This window comes from Desulfomicrobium aestuarii (assembly GCF_055385525.1).
This window is the reverse complement of record NZ_AP042427.1, coordinates 1,229,611-1,245,882: the sequence shown is the minus strand read 5'-3', so window position 1 is coordinate 1,245,882 and position 16,272 is coordinate 1,229,611. Positions and strand designations below refer to the sequence as shown.

At 68.9% G+C, this 16,272-nt stretch carries 6 protein-coding genes; all 6 read right to left on the bottom strand.

Annotated elements, in window-relative coordinates; translation table 11 throughout:
* Positions 1-2: 2 nt before the first annotated feature.
* The 6 genes from ACZ5AC_RS05725 to ACZ5AC_RS05700 all read right to left on the bottom strand — a co-directional run bounded on the left by ACZ5AC_RS05725 (position 3) and on the right by ACZ5AC_RS05700 (position 16,163).
* Positions 3-1,166: a WD40/YVTN/BNR-like repeat-containing protein gene (locus tag ACZ5AC_RS05725; RefSeq protein ID WP_464249994.1), complete on the bottom strand. Its 1,164-nt coding sequence runs from the start codon at positions 1,164-1,166 to the stop codon at positions 3-5.
* 39 nt (positions 1,167-1,205) lie between these two features.
* Positions 1,206-5,489, bottom strand: a complete 4,284-nt coding sequence (locus tag ACZ5AC_RS05720; protein WP_464249993.1) for a hypothetical protein — start codon at positions 5,487-5,489, stop codon at positions 1,206-1,208.
* Positions 5,490-5,583: 94 nt separating this feature from the next.
* Positions 5,584-6,696, bottom strand: coding sequence for a hypothetical protein (locus ACZ5AC_RS05715; protein ID WP_464249992.1), 1,113 nt, complete (start codon positions 6,694-6,696; stop codon positions 5,584-5,586).
* Positions 6,693-7,304, bottom strand: coding sequence for a hypothetical protein (locus ACZ5AC_RS05710; protein ID WP_464249991.1), 612 nt, complete (start codon positions 7,302-7,304; stop codon positions 6,693-6,695). Before ACZ5AC_RS05710 ends, ACZ5AC_RS05715 begins: the two co-directional genes overlap by 4 nt.
* A gap of 106 nt (positions 7,305-7,410) precedes the next feature.
* Entirely contained in the window at positions 7,411-13,650 is a 6,240-nt protein-coding gene (locus ACZ5AC_RS05705; protein ID WP_464249990.1) for a carboxypeptidase regulatory-like domain-containing protein, read from the bottom strand.
* Positions 13,647-16,163, bottom strand: coding sequence for a hypothetical protein (locus ACZ5AC_RS05700; protein WP_464249989.1), 2,517 nt, complete (start codon positions 16,161-16,163; stop codon positions 13,647-13,649). Before ACZ5AC_RS05700 ends, ACZ5AC_RS05705 begins: the two co-directional genes overlap by 4 nt.
* Positions 16,164-16,272 lie beyond the last annotated feature (109 nt).

Genomic DNA, 16,272 nt, shown 5'->3' with positions numbered 1-16,272 from the left:
GTTCAATATTCGAGTCGTTCGCAGGGCCGCCAGGTGGTCCCGCCGTCAGTGGAGACAAATAGCCCCCCTTCCCACAGTCCGGCCCAGAGGCTGCCATCGTCGCCGACGGCCACGCCCTGGACGTTGCCCTCCGGGCCGCCGCCCGGGCCCGGCCAGGTCCGCCCGCCGTCCGGGGAGAAAAGCGCGCCGTGCTCGCGCGTGGCCACCAGGACCTGGCCGTCCCGGCCGAAGGACACGCCCTGCACCGTGCTGTCGCCCGGCACCCCGTCCACCCGTTCCCAGACCGTGGCGCCGGGGGCCAGGACATGCAGGCCGGCGCCGTAGAGTCCCGCATACACCGCACCCCAGGGCGCGGCCTCCACGGCCAGGACCCAGGGCCCGGGCAGGCCGTGGCCGAGGGGCTCCCAGCGCCGCCGGTCCGCGGACAGGGCGAACGTCCCGTGCCCGAAGACCCCGGCGACCCAGCCGTCCCCGCGCCGGGCCGCGCCCGAAACGAACGCGCCATCGGGCAGCCCTTCCATGACCGGCCGGGGCTCACCCGCACGGGCCTGCCCCGCGGCCTCCTCCAGGCGGCGCTGCACGTCCTGCCATTGCTGGTAGACGCGCATCACCGCCCGCTTCTCGTCGAGGGTGGCGGCATCGCCGCGAGGCAGGAGGGCCATCTGGCGGCGCAGCTCCTCCTCTTCGCGGGCCAGGGCCTCCTCCCGCGCCGAGGCCTCGCGCAGCAGCTGCAGGGACTCCTGCGTCATGCCCCGCGCGTCGAGGATGTGCAGACCCAGACCCCAGAAGTGCAGCAGGGCCTGCGCTCCGTCGGCGTCGGGGAAGAAGCCGGCGAAGGCGCCCGCGGCCGCCTTGTCCCAGACGCCGTCGCGGAAGACGTAGAGCCCCTGGGACGTGGCCATATGGACGCGGCCGCCCCGGGACGCCGCGGCGCGGTGGACGAACAGTTCGGGCGCGCCGCCGGCGCGCCGCCAGCCCTGTCCCTGAGCGAGGTACACCCCGCCCTTTTCCGTGGTCAGGACCAGGACGCGTCCGCCGTCCAGGGCGGCGAGCTGCGTGATCCGCGGGCCTTCCCCGGCTCGGCATTCCGTGACGCCCGAGGTCAGGACGCCCGCGACGAGCAGCAGGCCCGCAAGCAGCGTTCTCTTCATCGTGCAAAGGGCCACGTGATCCTCCCTGTCCCCCGCAGGCGCATTCCCCGGGGCTTACTGGTCATGGCGCAGGATCTCCACCCGGGTGAAGCCGCTGCCGCCGGATTGTTCGTTGTGAGCCCAGGTGCCGGGGTCCGAGTCGATGACCGTGTACGTTCCGGCGGCTAGGCGGACCATGGGCCAGACCGTCCAGGAGGCGTTGGGCACGCCGCCCATGCCCTCCATGCCCTCGGCCTGCCACGGGCCGTAGGTCTTCCCGTCGGCGCCGCGCAGGGCGATGGTGCCCGGGGTCGCGCCCTGGCCGTTGTTCCAGTGGTAGTTCTCGATCAGCGCCAGGACGTTCGGTCCGTCCAGGGTGAAGGTCGTGGCGCGGGTCGGCCCGTTCAGGACCGTGTAGATGTTGCCGTTGTTGAAGACGACTTCGGGCGTGCCGTCCAAGCCCTGGGGGATGGCCCCAGCTCCGTCTGGAGCGGCCTCGTTTCCGGCGGGCGCCGCGGCCCCGACTTCCATGGTCTCGATGATGGCGTCGATGGTCGCTTGGCTCCCTGCAGGGCCGCGGAAAAGCACCAGCATGACGCCCGTGTCGCCCTCCATGGCCGGGAAGAGCAGGTTGACGGCCGGGCCGTCGTCAGCGCGCAGCACTTCGGCCCCGCCGATGCGCACCACGCGGCCTCCGGGCAGCTCCTGCCGGGCGCGGGCATAGTCCCGGGTGACGCCCCCGGACACGCCGTGCACCGGGTTCTCGAAACCGCCCTCCCAGTATAGATGGAGCACGTCCACGGCGCTCTCCTCGCGGGTCTGGTGCTGCCACGAGGCCGGAACGGCGAAGCGGACATTGCCCATGGTCACGCTCTGCCACCCCTGCGGGGCCTTTGACATCGCAGCGGCCGCGTCATCCCGGCCCTTGGCGGGGGCCGCGTCCTGACTCGGCGCGGGCGGTGAAGCGGCGCCGGGCGCCTTCTGATCGGAGGAACCCGCAGCGGCCTGGCTTCCGGTCCAACGCCTGCCGACCCAGGTGCCGGTCATGTCCTTGTCGCCGTACGCCCATTTGCCGGTGAAGGAATTGAGATCGCTCCCGAGCACGAACTCGATGCGCCCGGCATCCTGCGGCGGCTTGTACGTCGGCGCCTCGGACCACGTCCCGGTGAGGACCGTGCCGTCCGGGGAGAGCTGGCCGGAAATCCGGCCCTCGTCATGAGGATACGTGCCCGTGACCTGTCCCGATCCGGACGCGATCTGCAGGACCATGACTCCCCAGTCCGTTTCCCACTGGCCCACGAACCCCCTGGACATCTCCACCTTCGGGGCCGGAGGGGCCGCGGGCGTCTGCGTGGCGCCTGGAGCCGACGCCGCGGTCGATGCCGGAGCCGGAGTCGATGCCGGAGCCGATACCGGAGCCGATGCCGGGGACGGCACCGGGGAGGCAGAGGCCGCAGGCTGCGCCTTGGCCGCTGTCTTGGGCTCGGCGGCGGCGCCCTGCGCCGACTGCTGCTGCAGCCTCTCCAGGGCCCTCGTCACGTCGCCATCGACCTGCAGGGTAAGGCTGACCTTGTACTGATGGATGGCCTGGGCGATGTCCCCGGCCTTTTCGTAGTGCTCACCCATGGCCTTGGCGTTCTCGGCCTCCTTGACCCCCGCCTTGCAGGCCGCCAGCCACTGGTTGAGTTCGTTGAGCTTGGCCGGCGCGTGCTCCCATGACTCGATGAGCTCCCCGATGGCCCTGACGGCGGCGCGTCGCTCCCGCTCCCGCACCAGGGCCGAGATCCGCTCGGACTCCTTGGCCAGGAACTCCCGGTACTCCGCCATGTAGCCGTCCACGCGCTTCTTGAGAGCCAGGAAGTCAGGGTCCTTCACGGCCGGCGGCAAGGGACGCAGGTGGTCCTTGAGCATGCGGTATTCGAGGTTCTCGATGGCGCCGGCGGCCTGCTGCACCTTCCCGGCCCGCGCCAGGCCCTCGATTTGCGGGAATGTCTTCCTGGCCTCACCCCACGCCTTGTCCCACTTTTCGTACTGGGCCAGGCGCTGCTTGGCGTACGCCTCGGACTGGAAGTCGCGCGTGCCGACCTTGTTCACGGCCCGGCCCTGGTTGTCGACGGCCCTGGCTATGTCGCCGCGCTCCACATTCCTGGCCGCGAAATTCTCCAGGTAGGGCCCGACCGTACCGCGTACGTAGTCGGCGTCCTCGGGGCGCAGAAGCTCCCTGACGCCCTCGAAGCGGTCCGAAATGGCCCGGGCCGTATCCTCATCCTCCATGGCCTTGCGGTTCACGATGTCCGCCCGGATCTTGTCCATCTGCGGCTGGACGCTTTTGGCGTTCTCCTCGGCCGCCTGCCGGTTCCACTGGTCGAAGACTGCCCGGGCCTCGTCGTAGCGCATCTTGGCCACCTTGTTGAAGCAGTCGTACTGCGCCTGCTTGTCGCCGGCGGGCAGGGGCGTCTTCCAGATGGACAGGGGACCGTTGCACTGGCAGGGGCCGTGGCCGACTTCCGCGGTGCACCCGGGGTTGAAGAACCCGCCCAGGGACCCGCCGCAGCCCCCGCAGAGGCAGTTCAGGTAGTCCTTGGCGTCGGAGTCGTGCAGACCCATCTTTTTCATGTCGGCCATGACCTGTTCGAAGGCCTGGCGGTCCAGCACCATCTGGCGCATGACCTTGGCCAGCTCGTTCTGCATGGCCGCGTAGGCCTCCATCTCCTTTTCCTGGGTGAAGTACTCCCAGATGGTGTCGGGCAGGTACAGCACGCCGATGAGGGCCTCCTTGCCGAGGTACACGCCGGTCTTGAGGATGGTGAAGGTCACGTGCTTGGTCATGGACGGCGACTGCCCGGCCTCGAACTCCTTCATGTAGCGCTCGATCTCCTCCCGCTGTGCCTGCTCGAAGGCCGGTCCGATGCCCGTGCCCTCCCAGGCGGAGTGGTAGTAGCAGTTGCGGAAAAAATCCCACAGGGTGTCCGTGGCCTTGACGTTGTCCAAGGCGATGCTCACCCCCTGATAACCCGTGAGCAGAGCCCCGCCGGCGGTCATGACCACGGAAATCTTGGTCATGCTCCTGATGCCGCTGACGTTCTTCAGGGACTGTTTGTACGCGCCCCATTTGGCGGCGGCATCCGCGGCCTGCTTGGCCGACTTGGCCTCTCCGAAGACGACCTTGGCGAAGCTGCCGTCGACGCCCTTGACGCCCTTCAAGGCGTCGTCGATGCGGTCCACGGCCTGCACGGCCCTGTTGGCCGGCAGCCTCTTGACCTCCACCTCCAGAGCCTTGCGGACCTGCGTGAGCTGGGTCGGGTCCTTTTTGGCAATGGCAGTCAGGGTGTCGATCATGTCGTCCGTGGCCCCCTGCAGCCCGCTCTGATGCAGGTTGTGCACGGCCGCGGCGTCCTTGCCCGTGAAGGGGTTGCGCCCCCCGGACTTGATGTTGCCCGAGGCCTTCTCCAGCCCTTTCTTCACGTTCCCAGTCCCCTTTGCGGCGTCGTCCGCCGCGCCGGGCACGGCCCCCTTCTCCCCGAGGTAGTCCCGCCGCATCTGCGCGTTCATGTCGCGGATGCGCTCGTGGTATTTGGATGCCTGATAGTCGTACTGCCGGGCCTGGGCTTCGAGGTATTCGGCGCGTCCGGGGTTGGAATTGCGGATGGCGCCGGCTTCGTTGCGCAGGGCGTTGGCCTTCTGGATCTTCATGTCGGCCATGTCCTTCATGGTCGAACTGAACGACGAGGCCTCGTCGACCCGGATCACCCTGTCGGTGCCGAGCTTGCCCTGGGCCGAGGCCGCCCTTGGGTCCGTGTAGGCCGTGCCGCCGTTTTCGTTGACGTACTTGACGATGCGCTTGAACTCGTCGGGATCCGTGTGGTCCGGATGGGGCATGAAGTCCGTCTCGGTGTTGACCTTGCCGGTTGGGGGATCGAGCCCCTTTTCCTTAAAGTGCTGCTTGAGATTTTTCTGATAGTTGGCGTCGATGTTCTTGATGTCCTCCAGGGTCACCTGCCTGCCGCCCGTGCCCTTCACGTTGACATCCGTGTCCGTGCCCGGGTTGAACTTGCGGTCGCTGATGCTCGAGTCGAAGCCGGCATCCCGAACGGATTTCTTGACCAGGTCCTCGTTGAGTTCGAAGAACTTGTCCTGGCAGGTCTCGTAGCTGGACAGCGAAATCCGTCCCTCCTGCGCCAGGAGGTTGACCTCCTTGTTGTGCACGAACACGAGCATCTCCTGAGCCGGCGTGGCCGCGCCACGGGCCACGGCTTCGGCGGCCTCCTGCAGCCCTGCGGTCCAGGCCAGGGCGAGGAAAGGCAGAAGGAATACGAGCAGAAACACGTGCAGGCCGCCGAAAAGAAGCTTCCTCTTCATGAACACCTCGTGATGGACATTTCCAGCCCTGGAACAGGGCCGCCTGATATGGGGTAAAAGACTCCGGAAAATACCACAACCAACGCCTTTCGCATCACTGGTCCGCCCCTGCAGAGGCCGGCAGGGCGGTCAGGTAGAGATCGTACCCGCCCTGTCCCCCCGGCCGGTCCGAGGAGAACAGGAGCAGCCGCAGTTCGGGTTTCTCCCTGAACCCCAGCAGCAGGACCGACGGCCTGAACTCGTTCCCGGCCGTGTTCACTTCCACGCCGACGGGCAGGACATCCTGGAGGTTGCGCGGCGCGCCCCAACCCGACCCAATCCGCCGTGAAGCGTAGAGGTCGAAGCCGCCGCGTCCGCCGGGGCGGTCCGAGGCGAAGAACATGACACCCTCACAGACGAAGGGGGCCATGGTCTGCCCCGGCCCGTCCAGTTCCGGCACGGGCTCGATGCGCGGCGCCAGGCCCGCGTCGCCGAGCCAGGCCGCGAAATCGAGGCTGCGCCCCGTGTTGCGGTACCGGTAGATCCGGTAGCGGCCCGACCTGTTGGAACAGAAATAGAGTTCGTGCCGCTCGTAATCGTAGGTCGCATAGGCGTCGTCGGCCTCGGGCTCGTTGCCGAAAAAGGACCGCATGCGCCCCGAGGCGTCCGTGAAATACAGGTTGCGGCGCCCCTCGTGATCCGAATCGAACATCCACGCCCCACCGGCCGGAAGCGTCCCTCCGCCGCTCCATGCCAGGGGTTCCCGGAGCAGGGTCAGGGTGCGGGTCGGCTTCCCGTCGTGGTCCGTGCCGTAAGGCCGGGCCTCGGCCGGCGGGGCCGCCAGGGGCGACGGTCCGCGAACGTTCCCGGGCAGGGCAGGGACGAAGGCGAAAGGCCCCGTACGCCGGGCAGTGATCACCGGGGCGGGAGGACGCTCCTGGCGCCCTTCGCGAAACGGGTTCTGGATCACGCTTATGCGCCCCGCATCTACGGAAAAATGCCCTCCCCGACTGGCGTCGTTGCTGGCGAAGGCGATGAATGCGTCCATGGCCAGGGGCGGCGGGCCGGCCACGGCGTTGAAATCGTCGTAGGGCCCGTTCATCCCCTGCAGGGCGTGCACGCCCGGTTCCATGCGCACGGCGTTGGGCAGGTGCCCGTACAGGGCGTCCGTGAGGCAGGCCCCGAGGCAGGCCGGGGCCAGCAGGGCCAGGGCAAGGAAGGCTCTCATGGGTGATTTCCCCCGATGCAGGTCACGGAAACCATGCGGTCGCAGTGCGCCTCGTCGCAGACCTGGCCGGTGGCCAGGACGCGGGTGGGCGGGGACTGCAGGCGAACCTCGAAGGCCGAGGCCGCCGCGAAACCCCGTGCCCTGCACCATGCGTCGGCGGCCGGGCGGCCGCAATCCCGGCCCCACTGCAGGCAGTAGTCCAGGGGTACCCCGTCCACCAGCGGGTCCGGGAAACTCACGCCCTCACCCGAAGCGTCGCCGGGCATCCACCCGGACTCACCGGAATCACCTGCAGCGCCGATGCAGGGGCCGCGGTCCACGAGGCTCTCCTCCTCGACCAGAAAGGCGTCGCCGGGCAGGAGTTCGCCCGTCACGGACACACGCCGCCCCTCGAAAGGCTGCAGATCCACGGGGCTGCCCGGTTCAACCAGGAGGCTGATCCGGTAGCAACCCGGACTGACATGCGTCCCGAACTCCGTGTACTCGGAAACGAACACCCCGCCCCGCACGCAGCCCGTGATGACGGCGTGGACGGGCCTCGACGCCGCGGCCGGCTGCGGCGACGGCAACCAGGCAAGCAGTACCCAAAGCACCAACGCGATCATCATGTGTCCCTCCTGCGCGTCTGCGACAGCGCAAATACGGCCTTCGAGCGCGTCACCGTCCATCCCCGCATTTCCCTCCGGTTTGCGGCCGGCAGCAGCTGAACCGCCGCTACTTCGGCCCCTTCCCCAAGCGTTTGATACCCAGATAGACTTCCAGTTTGCGGATGCGCTCATCGGTCTGGGGGTCAGGCTTGAGCATGAGGCTGTCCCGATACAGAGTCAGGGCGCCGGCATAGTCGCCGCGCGCCTGCTTGCGGCGGGCCTCGTCCCACAGACGTTTGGCTTCTCCTTCCGGGTCCAGGGCAAGCTGCCGCAGCACGCCGCTTTGGGACCCGAAGAGATCGATTTCCAGGGATGCGTGTCCCTCGGGCCAGAGCAGGCCCTGATCCGAGGCGGCCGGACCGGCCAGCGGTTCCCCGGCCTGGGGCTGGGTCGTGCGCGTGATCTGGACGCCCAGCATTCGCACCGCACCGTGCCGGTCCGCGACCATGACCTCCAGGGTCTGGGGACCGAAGCGCAGCGGCAGCTCGATGCGGGCGGTTTCGCCCAGCAGGCTGCCCTTGTGCCACGGGCCGCCGGCTGCGCGGGCCGCCACCAGTCCCACGTCCTGGGGCACGGCCACGTCCACGGTCACAGTGCCATTGGAAACCGAGGCCCCGTCGGCCGGGGCGATCAGTCTGGCCTCGGGGAGAGCCCGCTCCACGGTGACCTCCAGGGACTGGGCCGCTTCGTTTCCGGAGGCGTCGACAACCCGCACGTCGAGGGTGTGCCGTCCCGGCTGCAGGAGCAGGGGCACGCTTGCCGCACCCCGCGTGGCGGGCAATTCGCGCCACAGGCCGCGGTCGATGGAGACCAGGGGGGCCACGGGGCCGGCATCGTCGACGACGCTCAACTCGAGAGTGACCACTGTCGTCTTCAGCACCGCCCCCGGGGCCGGCTGCGCGATGCGCAGGGTCGGAGGAGTGTCGTCGCCCGCGGCCGTGAGCATGAAGAGGGCCTCGTTGTTGGCCGTGTCGGGGTCTTCAAGGGCCTTGTCCGGGTCCGCGACCAGGGCCAGGTTGTTCAGCCCGCCGCGGATCTTCCAGGTCACGGAGCCCGTGGCGGGCTGGTCCACGTCCACGACCCCGATCACCGTGCGCCCGACCTCCTCGCGGTTGCCGCCGGGCAGGATGCGCTGCAGGGCCACGACCACGTTCGAGGCAGCGGCCGCGCCGAAGTTGCGGATGGGGAAGTCGACGCGCATCTCGTCGCCGGCGCTCGGCGCCTCGGGCCCGCCGATGGCCAGCTGGGACGAGGACAGGCTCAGGTCCGGGGCGGTCAGGGACACGCCGCTGACGGCCACGGCCTTGTCCAGGGCCTCGTCGGCCGACGCGGCCGCGGTCCAGACCGGGGTGGCCGTCAGGCGGAACTTGAAGCGGAAGTCGCTGTTGACGGCGTAGTGGCCGCCGCGCAGATGGGTGGTGCGCAGGCCCACACGATTGTCTCCCGGCAGCCCCGAACTGTCGAAGCGCAAGGCCCCCGGCGGGATGCGGAAGCTGAAGTTGCCCTCGGGCAGCATGTCCTTGAGGATGCCCAGGACCACGCCGTTCAGCAGGACCTCCACGTCGTGGGTCTTGTAGCTGTCCCGACTGCCGCGCAGGGCGAAGCTCATCTCCAGCCAGGCCTCGACCACGTTGGTCTCGCGCCAGCCCTTGTCGACGCGCAGGGCCGCGAACTCGCTGACCCCGTCGGGCCCCGCGTCGGCGTAGACGTGGTCGACGACCCCATCCCCGTCGCCGTCCGTGCCGACCCACTCGATGCCGTCGGCCAGCAGGACCCAGCGGTCGGGGCGGCCCTTGCCCGTCATGTCCGACGCCTGGGCCGCGGACCAGTCCAGGCTGTCCAGGTCCACGGCCCGGGCCTTGTCCGCGCCGGCCAGGACGGTCTTTTCCATGTCCGCGGCCTCGGCGCTGTGCGGGTCCACGCCCGGCATCAGCAGCACGCGGTGCATGGACTCGCCCGGGGCGAGCTGCACCTCGAAGGGATGGTCGAAGCGCTTCTCCAGGCCGAAGGCCCGGAGCGTGGTCTTCACCCCGCGGAACCCTTCGTGGTAGCGGGGCGTGACGATGAAATCCATGGTCGCGCCGCGCGGGAACAGGCCGTGGCGCACGGTGGGCGAGAGAACCACGGCGTGGGCGTCGGCCGGGATCACGGACAGGTCGGTGATGGCGTCGCCGACGTTGGTCAGGCGCAGGACGCGCCCCATGTTCCCGGCCGACGGGCCCATGTCGGCCCACTGCATCTCCACGTGGGGCAGACGGACGTTGACGAGGATCTCGCTCTCGTCGGACAGGCCCGTGTCCGAGACGATGCGGATGGGGATGCGGTGTTCGGCCGTGTTCACGTTCTGGGCGCTGATGGCGAACTGGAACTCCCGCTCCTCGCCCGGGGCCAGGGCGAAGGGCTTGTCCTCGGACCCCGTGCCCACGAAGCTGGCCAGCATGGCCGGGTCGGCCGGTTGGCCGCTCTCCAGTCGGACCATGAGGGGGCCCTCGCCGTTGTTGCGCACGCTGACCCCGACACGCTGGTCGTAGTCGCGCTGGATGTTGGCGGCGTAGCTCGGCCGGCCGAAGGCCAGGCCCTTGACCCGGGTCACGGTGCGCACGGGGCCGGGCAGCTTTGCGCCCATGGGCTGGAATTCGTAGGTCACCCCGGTCTCGAGACCCGGCAGCCGGACCACCCTGCGTTTGGCGGATTCGCCCGTGACCTCCTTCCAGTCGCCCCCGCCCCGGGGGCGGAAGCGGACCACGGACGGGCCGAACTGCGGCGCCTGCCAGCTGACCGCGACGTGCTCTCCCGTGAAGGTCGTGCCGTCGGGCGGGTTGAGCCCGAAGTATTCGGAGACGCTGAAGGCCCGCTCCAGACCGGCCTTGGTCCCGGCGTCGTCCACGGCCGACACGGCCAGCACGTGCCTGCCCGCGGCCATGTCCGGCCAGTTCAGCGCCGCCTCGAAGGGCGCCTGGAAGTCGGTGCCGAGTGGCTTGCCGTCGAGGAAGAAATCCACCTTGCGGATGCCCGTGCCGTCGAAGCTGACGACCTGGGCCTGGGGCGTGAAGGGCCCTTCCACAACCTGATCCTCGGACAGGTTGTTCATGGTCACGAGGATGCCGGCCCGGTCCTGCTGGCCCACGGCCTGGACCCAGAAGGACTGGCGGGATTTCTGACCGTCCGGGCCGGTGCACACGGCCTGGACCCTGAAGACGCCCTGGGCAGGGAATTCACCCCGGGCAGGGGTGCCGCCGGGCAGGCGCACGACGTTCTTGCCGTCGCCGGCGAGGTCCACCATGCACTCCCCGGGCTGGTCGGCGTAATCAAGACGATCCCGACGCAAGCCGACCCGCCTGGGCTGGGCAGGGTCGGTCTCGGCCGTGACCTTGTCCGCCGCGATGCCCCGCCCTTTGGAATCGACCATGACGAACCCCGGCTCGAGGCTTGCGGCGTTGTCGCCCCATTCGCTCAGCTCAAGGCGCAGCGTGGTCGCCGCGGTCACGGGCAAAACCTCCCTGAACCTCGCCGGGGCGTGCAGCCCGACCTCCTTGAGAAGCTGGCCGCTGCCGTGGTCGTAAACCCGCAGCAGCGTCTCCAGGGGCGAGGCGACGCTGACGGTGACCTCCCCGGCCTGGGGCGTCTCGAACAGGAAGCGGTCCCGGTCGCCGACCTGATCGATGCTGAAGGACTGGGCCTCCCCGTCCTTGAGGGGACGCGGCGGGTCCTCGGCCAGGGGGGACGTCTCGGCCGGCTCGGCGCGGTCCAGGTTGACCGTGAGGGCGTACGGCATGGACGAGGCGGCGTTGTCGCCCCACTCCCCGACCATGACGTGGTATTTCCCGGCCTGGACGGGCGGGGACAGGGCGGCCGCCTGTCCGCCGTGCACCCCCTGTTCGACGATCAGCGTCCCGGCCGCGTCGAGGACTCGCACATGGGTTTCCATGGCCGACTGCACATCCACGCGCAGGTTGCCGGGAAAATCGACGTCCACGGCGAAGACGTCGTGATCGCCCATGGGCAGGTAGCTGCCGTGGACGGTTTCGCCCGGCGTCAAGGGCAGGGCCCCGGCCAGGTCGTCGTTGCGGGACGCGAAATCGAGCATGTCCGCCGGTTCGAGCCAGGCGGACAGGGTGTAGGCGTCGGCGGACCAGGCGTTGTCGCCCCATTCGCGCAGGGCGACGAAGAACGTGCCGGGGCCCGGGACGAACCACTCCAGTTCGCCCGCGTTCCCCGAGTGGCTGCCGACCTCGGCGAGCATGGCCCCGTCGGGCCCGAAAAGCTGCACGTGCCGCTCCATGCTGCCGACGCTTCGCAGGTGCAGGCGTCCGGCCCCGGGCACGGCCATGCGGTACACGTCGACGTCCCCGACGGGCAGCAGCGTGGAACCGGCCAGGGATCCGGGCTTGAGTTCGCGTACGGCCTTCATGCCCTGGGCGGGCGCAGGGTCGTCCAAGCCGTCGTCGGGCAGCGTGTCCACCAGCATCCTGTAAGGGGCCAGTGACTCGCCGTTCATCCCCCACTCCCGGACCTCGATGGCGTACCGGCCGGGCTGGACCTGCACTGTCAGATCCAGGGGCGTGCCGCTGTGCGCGCCGACCTCGACGAGCTGCGTCCCTGCGGCGTCGCGGACGATGACATGCCGCTCCATGGGGTGCCCCTGGTCGCGGACCCGCAGGAAGCCGGGACGCTCGACGTCGAGGCGGTACACGTCGCGGTCCCCCCGGGGCCAGATGCGGCCGGCGGGCATCTCGCCCGGCCGCAGGACGGAGGCCGCCTCGTCGCTGTCATTGGGCTCCAGGGGGTCCACGCCCGCGTCGAGGGTGGCCGTCAGGGTCAGGGGGTCCGGCGAGGCGGCGTTCTCCCCCCATTCCAGGATTTCGACGCTGTAGCTCCCGGCAGGCAACGCCGCGTCGAACCCGTTGGCCAGGCCGGCGTGGACGCCGCGCTCCTGGATGAGCTTGCCCTGCTGGTCCAGCAGGCGCAGGTGGGTTTCGATGGGGGCGCCTTCGGCCACGGCCAGGCGCAGCAAGGCCGGTTCCGTCAGGCGAAGGCTGAAAATGTGACGCTGCCCGACCGTGGCGATGGCCAGGGTCACGGGCACGCCCGGGGTCAGAACCCCGGGCTGGGCGGGGTTGGGCTCTCCCTGGCGCACGCCGACTGCCGGGGCGAGGCTGAGCCTGACCTCGGTCTGGTCCGTCTCGAGCAGGGCCCGGGCCGACGCCGGGACGAAGCCTTCGGCCTCGGCCCGCACCGTCAGGGCCCGGCGGCAGACGGCCAGGCGCCCCGTGTCGTCGGGCCTGTTGACCGCGCCCGTTGAGACCTTGTCGAAGACCGCCATGCCCCGGGCGTCTGTCGCGCCCTCTGCCACCACGCCGTCGGGCCAGACTTCAGCCAGGGTCACCCTGGCCTTGGCCAGGGGGCGGCCGGAAGCGTCCTGGACTTGGACGGCGACCCTGACCGGCGTCGACTGCCGACGCAGGGCGATGCGGTTGTCCCCGGCCCGGCCCACGCAGGTCACGGACACGATGCGGTCGCACCCCGGGTCCTCGCAGATCTGGCCGGAGCCGATGACCTTCGTCGGCGGCGAGTCGTGGGCGACCTCATGGGCGGACGAGGCCAGGAACCCGTTGGCCTGGCACCAGGCGTCAGCTGCGGGCTTGCCGCAGTCGCTGGCCCAGTCGCGACAGAGGTCCAGGGCCACGCCGTCGACCTTCGGGTCGGCCACGGCCTGCCCTCCCGCGACCTGGATTTCCCGACGCACAGGGTCGAAGCCCGTTGCGCCGGCCTCCAGGACATAGCGGCCCGGGGGCAGGTCCGTGGCGCGCAGCCACCCGTCCCAGTCGCTGACCATGTCCACCGGGCCGACCAGGGACGCGTTGACGGACACCGGGACCAGGCGAGCCCTGGCCCCGGCCACGGGCTGGTCCAGCCCGTCGACCACGACACGGGCGACCCAGACCGTCGCTTGCGCAGGGACGAGCGTCAGAGGCAGGGGCTGACGGGCCCCGGCCGGGATGTCCACCTTTCGGGACAGCCGGTCGAAGCCCGGATGCGCCACGACAAGATCGTGCCGCCCCGCCGCCAGCCCGTCGAAGACGGCCACGCCCTCGGGGCCGGTGACCGCGTGGCGGCCGCCGAGGGTGACGGTCACGCCCGGCAGGGCCTCGCCCCCCTTCCTCGTGACCTGAACGGCCTGCGGACCGGCCGCCGCAGACGGCACGGCCATGACCGCAACGAGAACCAGCAACGCCAGAGAACCCAATGCCGCCGGGAGACTCCAGGGGTGCAGGGGACGAGTCGTGGCGAGTCCGGACGCGTTCATGGCTTCTTCTCCTCGGCGGAAATGATCGGTGGCAGGGCTACCGGCGCGTCGATGACGGGCCGGTTGGTGCAGTACCAGTCGCTCTGCTGGTGGCGCGAGGTCAGGTAGCCCTTGTTGCCGGGCCGGAGTTTTTTCATCAGGTCGCGCAGGGACTGCATGTCGGCGCCGCTGAAGAAGTCGTTGATCTTTCTCAGGGCCTCGCGCGGCGGCACCCCGGCCTTGAGCAGGCGCTGAAACAGCTTGCTCTTCATCCAGGCCTCCTGCTCGGCGCTCTTGAGCTCCAGCTCCGCCTCGGCCAGCTCACCCTGGGCCCAGGACTCGACGATGTGGGACGGCGCCAGAACGATGTACTTGATGCCGGTATAGGCCCCCACGACGATGCCTTTGCCGGTTTCCCACGACTGTTCGAGGACCTCCTTGCCGTAATCCGTCAGGCCGTACTCGATCCTGTCGACGACCAGGGTGGGCACGGTGAATTCCTTGCCTTCCCCACGCAGACGGTCGGCCTCGGCCTTGAGCCGGCCGGTGTCTCCGCTGAGCATGGCCTGCCCCACCAGGCGCCTGGCCTCCTCGGCCGACATGCCGGCCTTGCGCAGCTGGATTTCCCACTGGGTGAAGTAGCTGACGACATTCATCTTGTTGGCCTGATGGATGGTCTTGTTCATCTCCCAGTAGGTCTGGGCGCTCGCCGCGGTCTTCTTGGCGGCGCCGATGAGGCCCAGGGTCAGGGTTGAGTCGACCAGAGTCTCGGCCGCCTCCTTGCCGCTGATCTCCCCGGCGATGTATTTCTCGATGGTGTCGCAGGCGTTGCCGATGTCGGCGATGGTCATGATCGTGCCCACGGTGTTGACGACCTTGGCCCCGGTGCCGGGCACGTCCGGGGCGCCCGGTTTGACCGGCTTGTTCGGCGCGTCAGGAGTGCCTGGCCTGGTCGGCGTGTCCGGCGTGCCCGGCTTGGTCGGCGCGTCCAGAGTGCCCGGTTTGGTCGGTGCATCCGGAATACCTGGCTTGGTCGGTGCATCCGGAGTCCCAGGCTTGGTCGGTGCATCCGGAGTGCCAGGCTTGGTCGGCTTATCCGGGGTGCCCGGCTTGGTCGGTGCATCCGGAATACCAGGCTTGGTCGGTGCATCCGAAGTCCCAGGCTTGCTCGGCGTATCCGGAGTGCCAGGCTTGGTCGGCGTATCCGGGGTGCCCGGTTTGGTCGGCGTGTCAGGAGTGCCCGGTTTGGTCGGCGTGTCAGGCGTGCCCGGCTTGGCGGGGCCGTCGTGACTGCCCGTCGGATGCTTGGCCTGATAGTCCTTGGCGGTCGTTGCAACCGTGCGCTTCAGCCCCTTGTCGAACCCCTCGGGATCGAGCCCGCCGGACTTGGTGTACGCATCCTTGGCCTTGTTGACGAACTGTTCGCGCATCTCCGGGCTCATGTGCTTGATCTGCTCGGCGATCTGCTTCTGCGCCGCGGCGGCCATCCCGGGTTCCTTGGCGGCCAGTCTGGAGAGCGTTTCGGCGTAGTCCTTGACGCCGCGGTTGACGGCCAGGGTGCCGACATCGCCGATGACGTCCGCACCCGCCTTGGACGCGGTCCCGCGGCCCTTGCCGATCATGGCGCCGGCCTCGGTCAGGCTGTCGTTGGGCTTGGGCATGCCCTGCGGCAGCCCGTTCTGCTTCGTGATGAGACCCGTGACATTGTCGATGCGATCGATGTATTTGCTCGCCTGGGAACGCAACAGCTGGGCCTCGGCGTCGAGCTTCTGCGCCCTGGCCGGGTTGGTGTTCCGAATGGCGGCGGCCTCGGCCTCGATGCGGGCGGCATCCGCGATCTTGTGATTGGCCAGATTCTGCATCTCGGTCACATAGGCCCCAGTCTGTTCAATGCTGAGCTCGCTCTTCGAACGCGTCTTGGCCTCGACCCTTGCCGCGTCGGGGTTCTCATAGGCCGTTCCGCCGCGCTTATTGATCCCTTCGTTGATTTTGGTGAATTCCTCCGCCGATGTGTGGTCCGGATGCGGCATGAAGTCCGTGTCGGTGTTGATTTTGCCGTCCGGCGGATCGACCCCGCTGTTTTGCAGATATTCGCGCACCTTGTCCTGATAGGCTTTCTCGGTATCCAGAATCTGTTTTTCCGTGATGTCCGGCGCTCCGGGCTTTTTCTCGACGATGATGTCCGTGTCCGTGCCGGGGTTGAACGTGTCTCCCGATCCCGGTTTCGGCGTCTGGGTTTTGGCCACGAGGCCGGACTTGGCAGCCGCGTCCTTGACGAAACCCTTGTTGACCATCTCGAAAAAACTCTGGTTTCGCTGATAGACTTCCGGGGGGATCTTGCCCTGAAGGGCCAGCAGATTGAGGTCCTTGTTGTGCATGAAAACAAGGGCTTCCTGCCGGGGTGTGGACTTGAAGTTGGCCACGGCGTACGCGGCTTCGATCACTTCGGGGTCGACAAAGGTCTGGGCCGACGTCGCCGATGCGAGCACGAGAAGGCCGAAAAGCACGAAAAACCGCAATCCCGCCCCAATCATCACGCGCCTCATGTCCATACCCCCATGCGTTTGAACGCCGACTTCACCAGTCCGAAAGAGGATTCATGAATTCGTGGCGCCGCTCACGGCATCGCGGCGGCATACGTTT

Coding starts and splice junctions, on each gene's coding strand:
- ACZ5AC_RS05720 (WP_464249993.1), bottom strand. CDS start 5,489: ATGAAGAGGAAGCTTCTTTTCGGCGGCCTGCACGTGTTTCTGCTCGTA.
- ACZ5AC_RS05715 (WP_464249992.1), bottom strand. CDS start 6,696: ATGAGAGCCTTCCTTGCCCTGGCCCTGCTGGCCCCGGCCTGCCTCGGG.
- ACZ5AC_RS05710 (WP_464249991.1), bottom strand. CDS start 7,304: ATGATGATCGCGTTGGTGCTTTGGGTACTGCTTGCCTGGTTGCCGTCG.
- ACZ5AC_RS05705 (WP_464249990.1), bottom strand. CDS start 13,650: ATGAACGCGTCCGGACTCGCCACGACTCGTCCCCTGCACCCCTGGAGT.
- ACZ5AC_RS05700 (WP_464249989.1), bottom strand. CDS start 16,163: ATGATTGGGGCGGGATTGCGGTTTTTCGTGCTTTTCGGCCTTCTCGTG.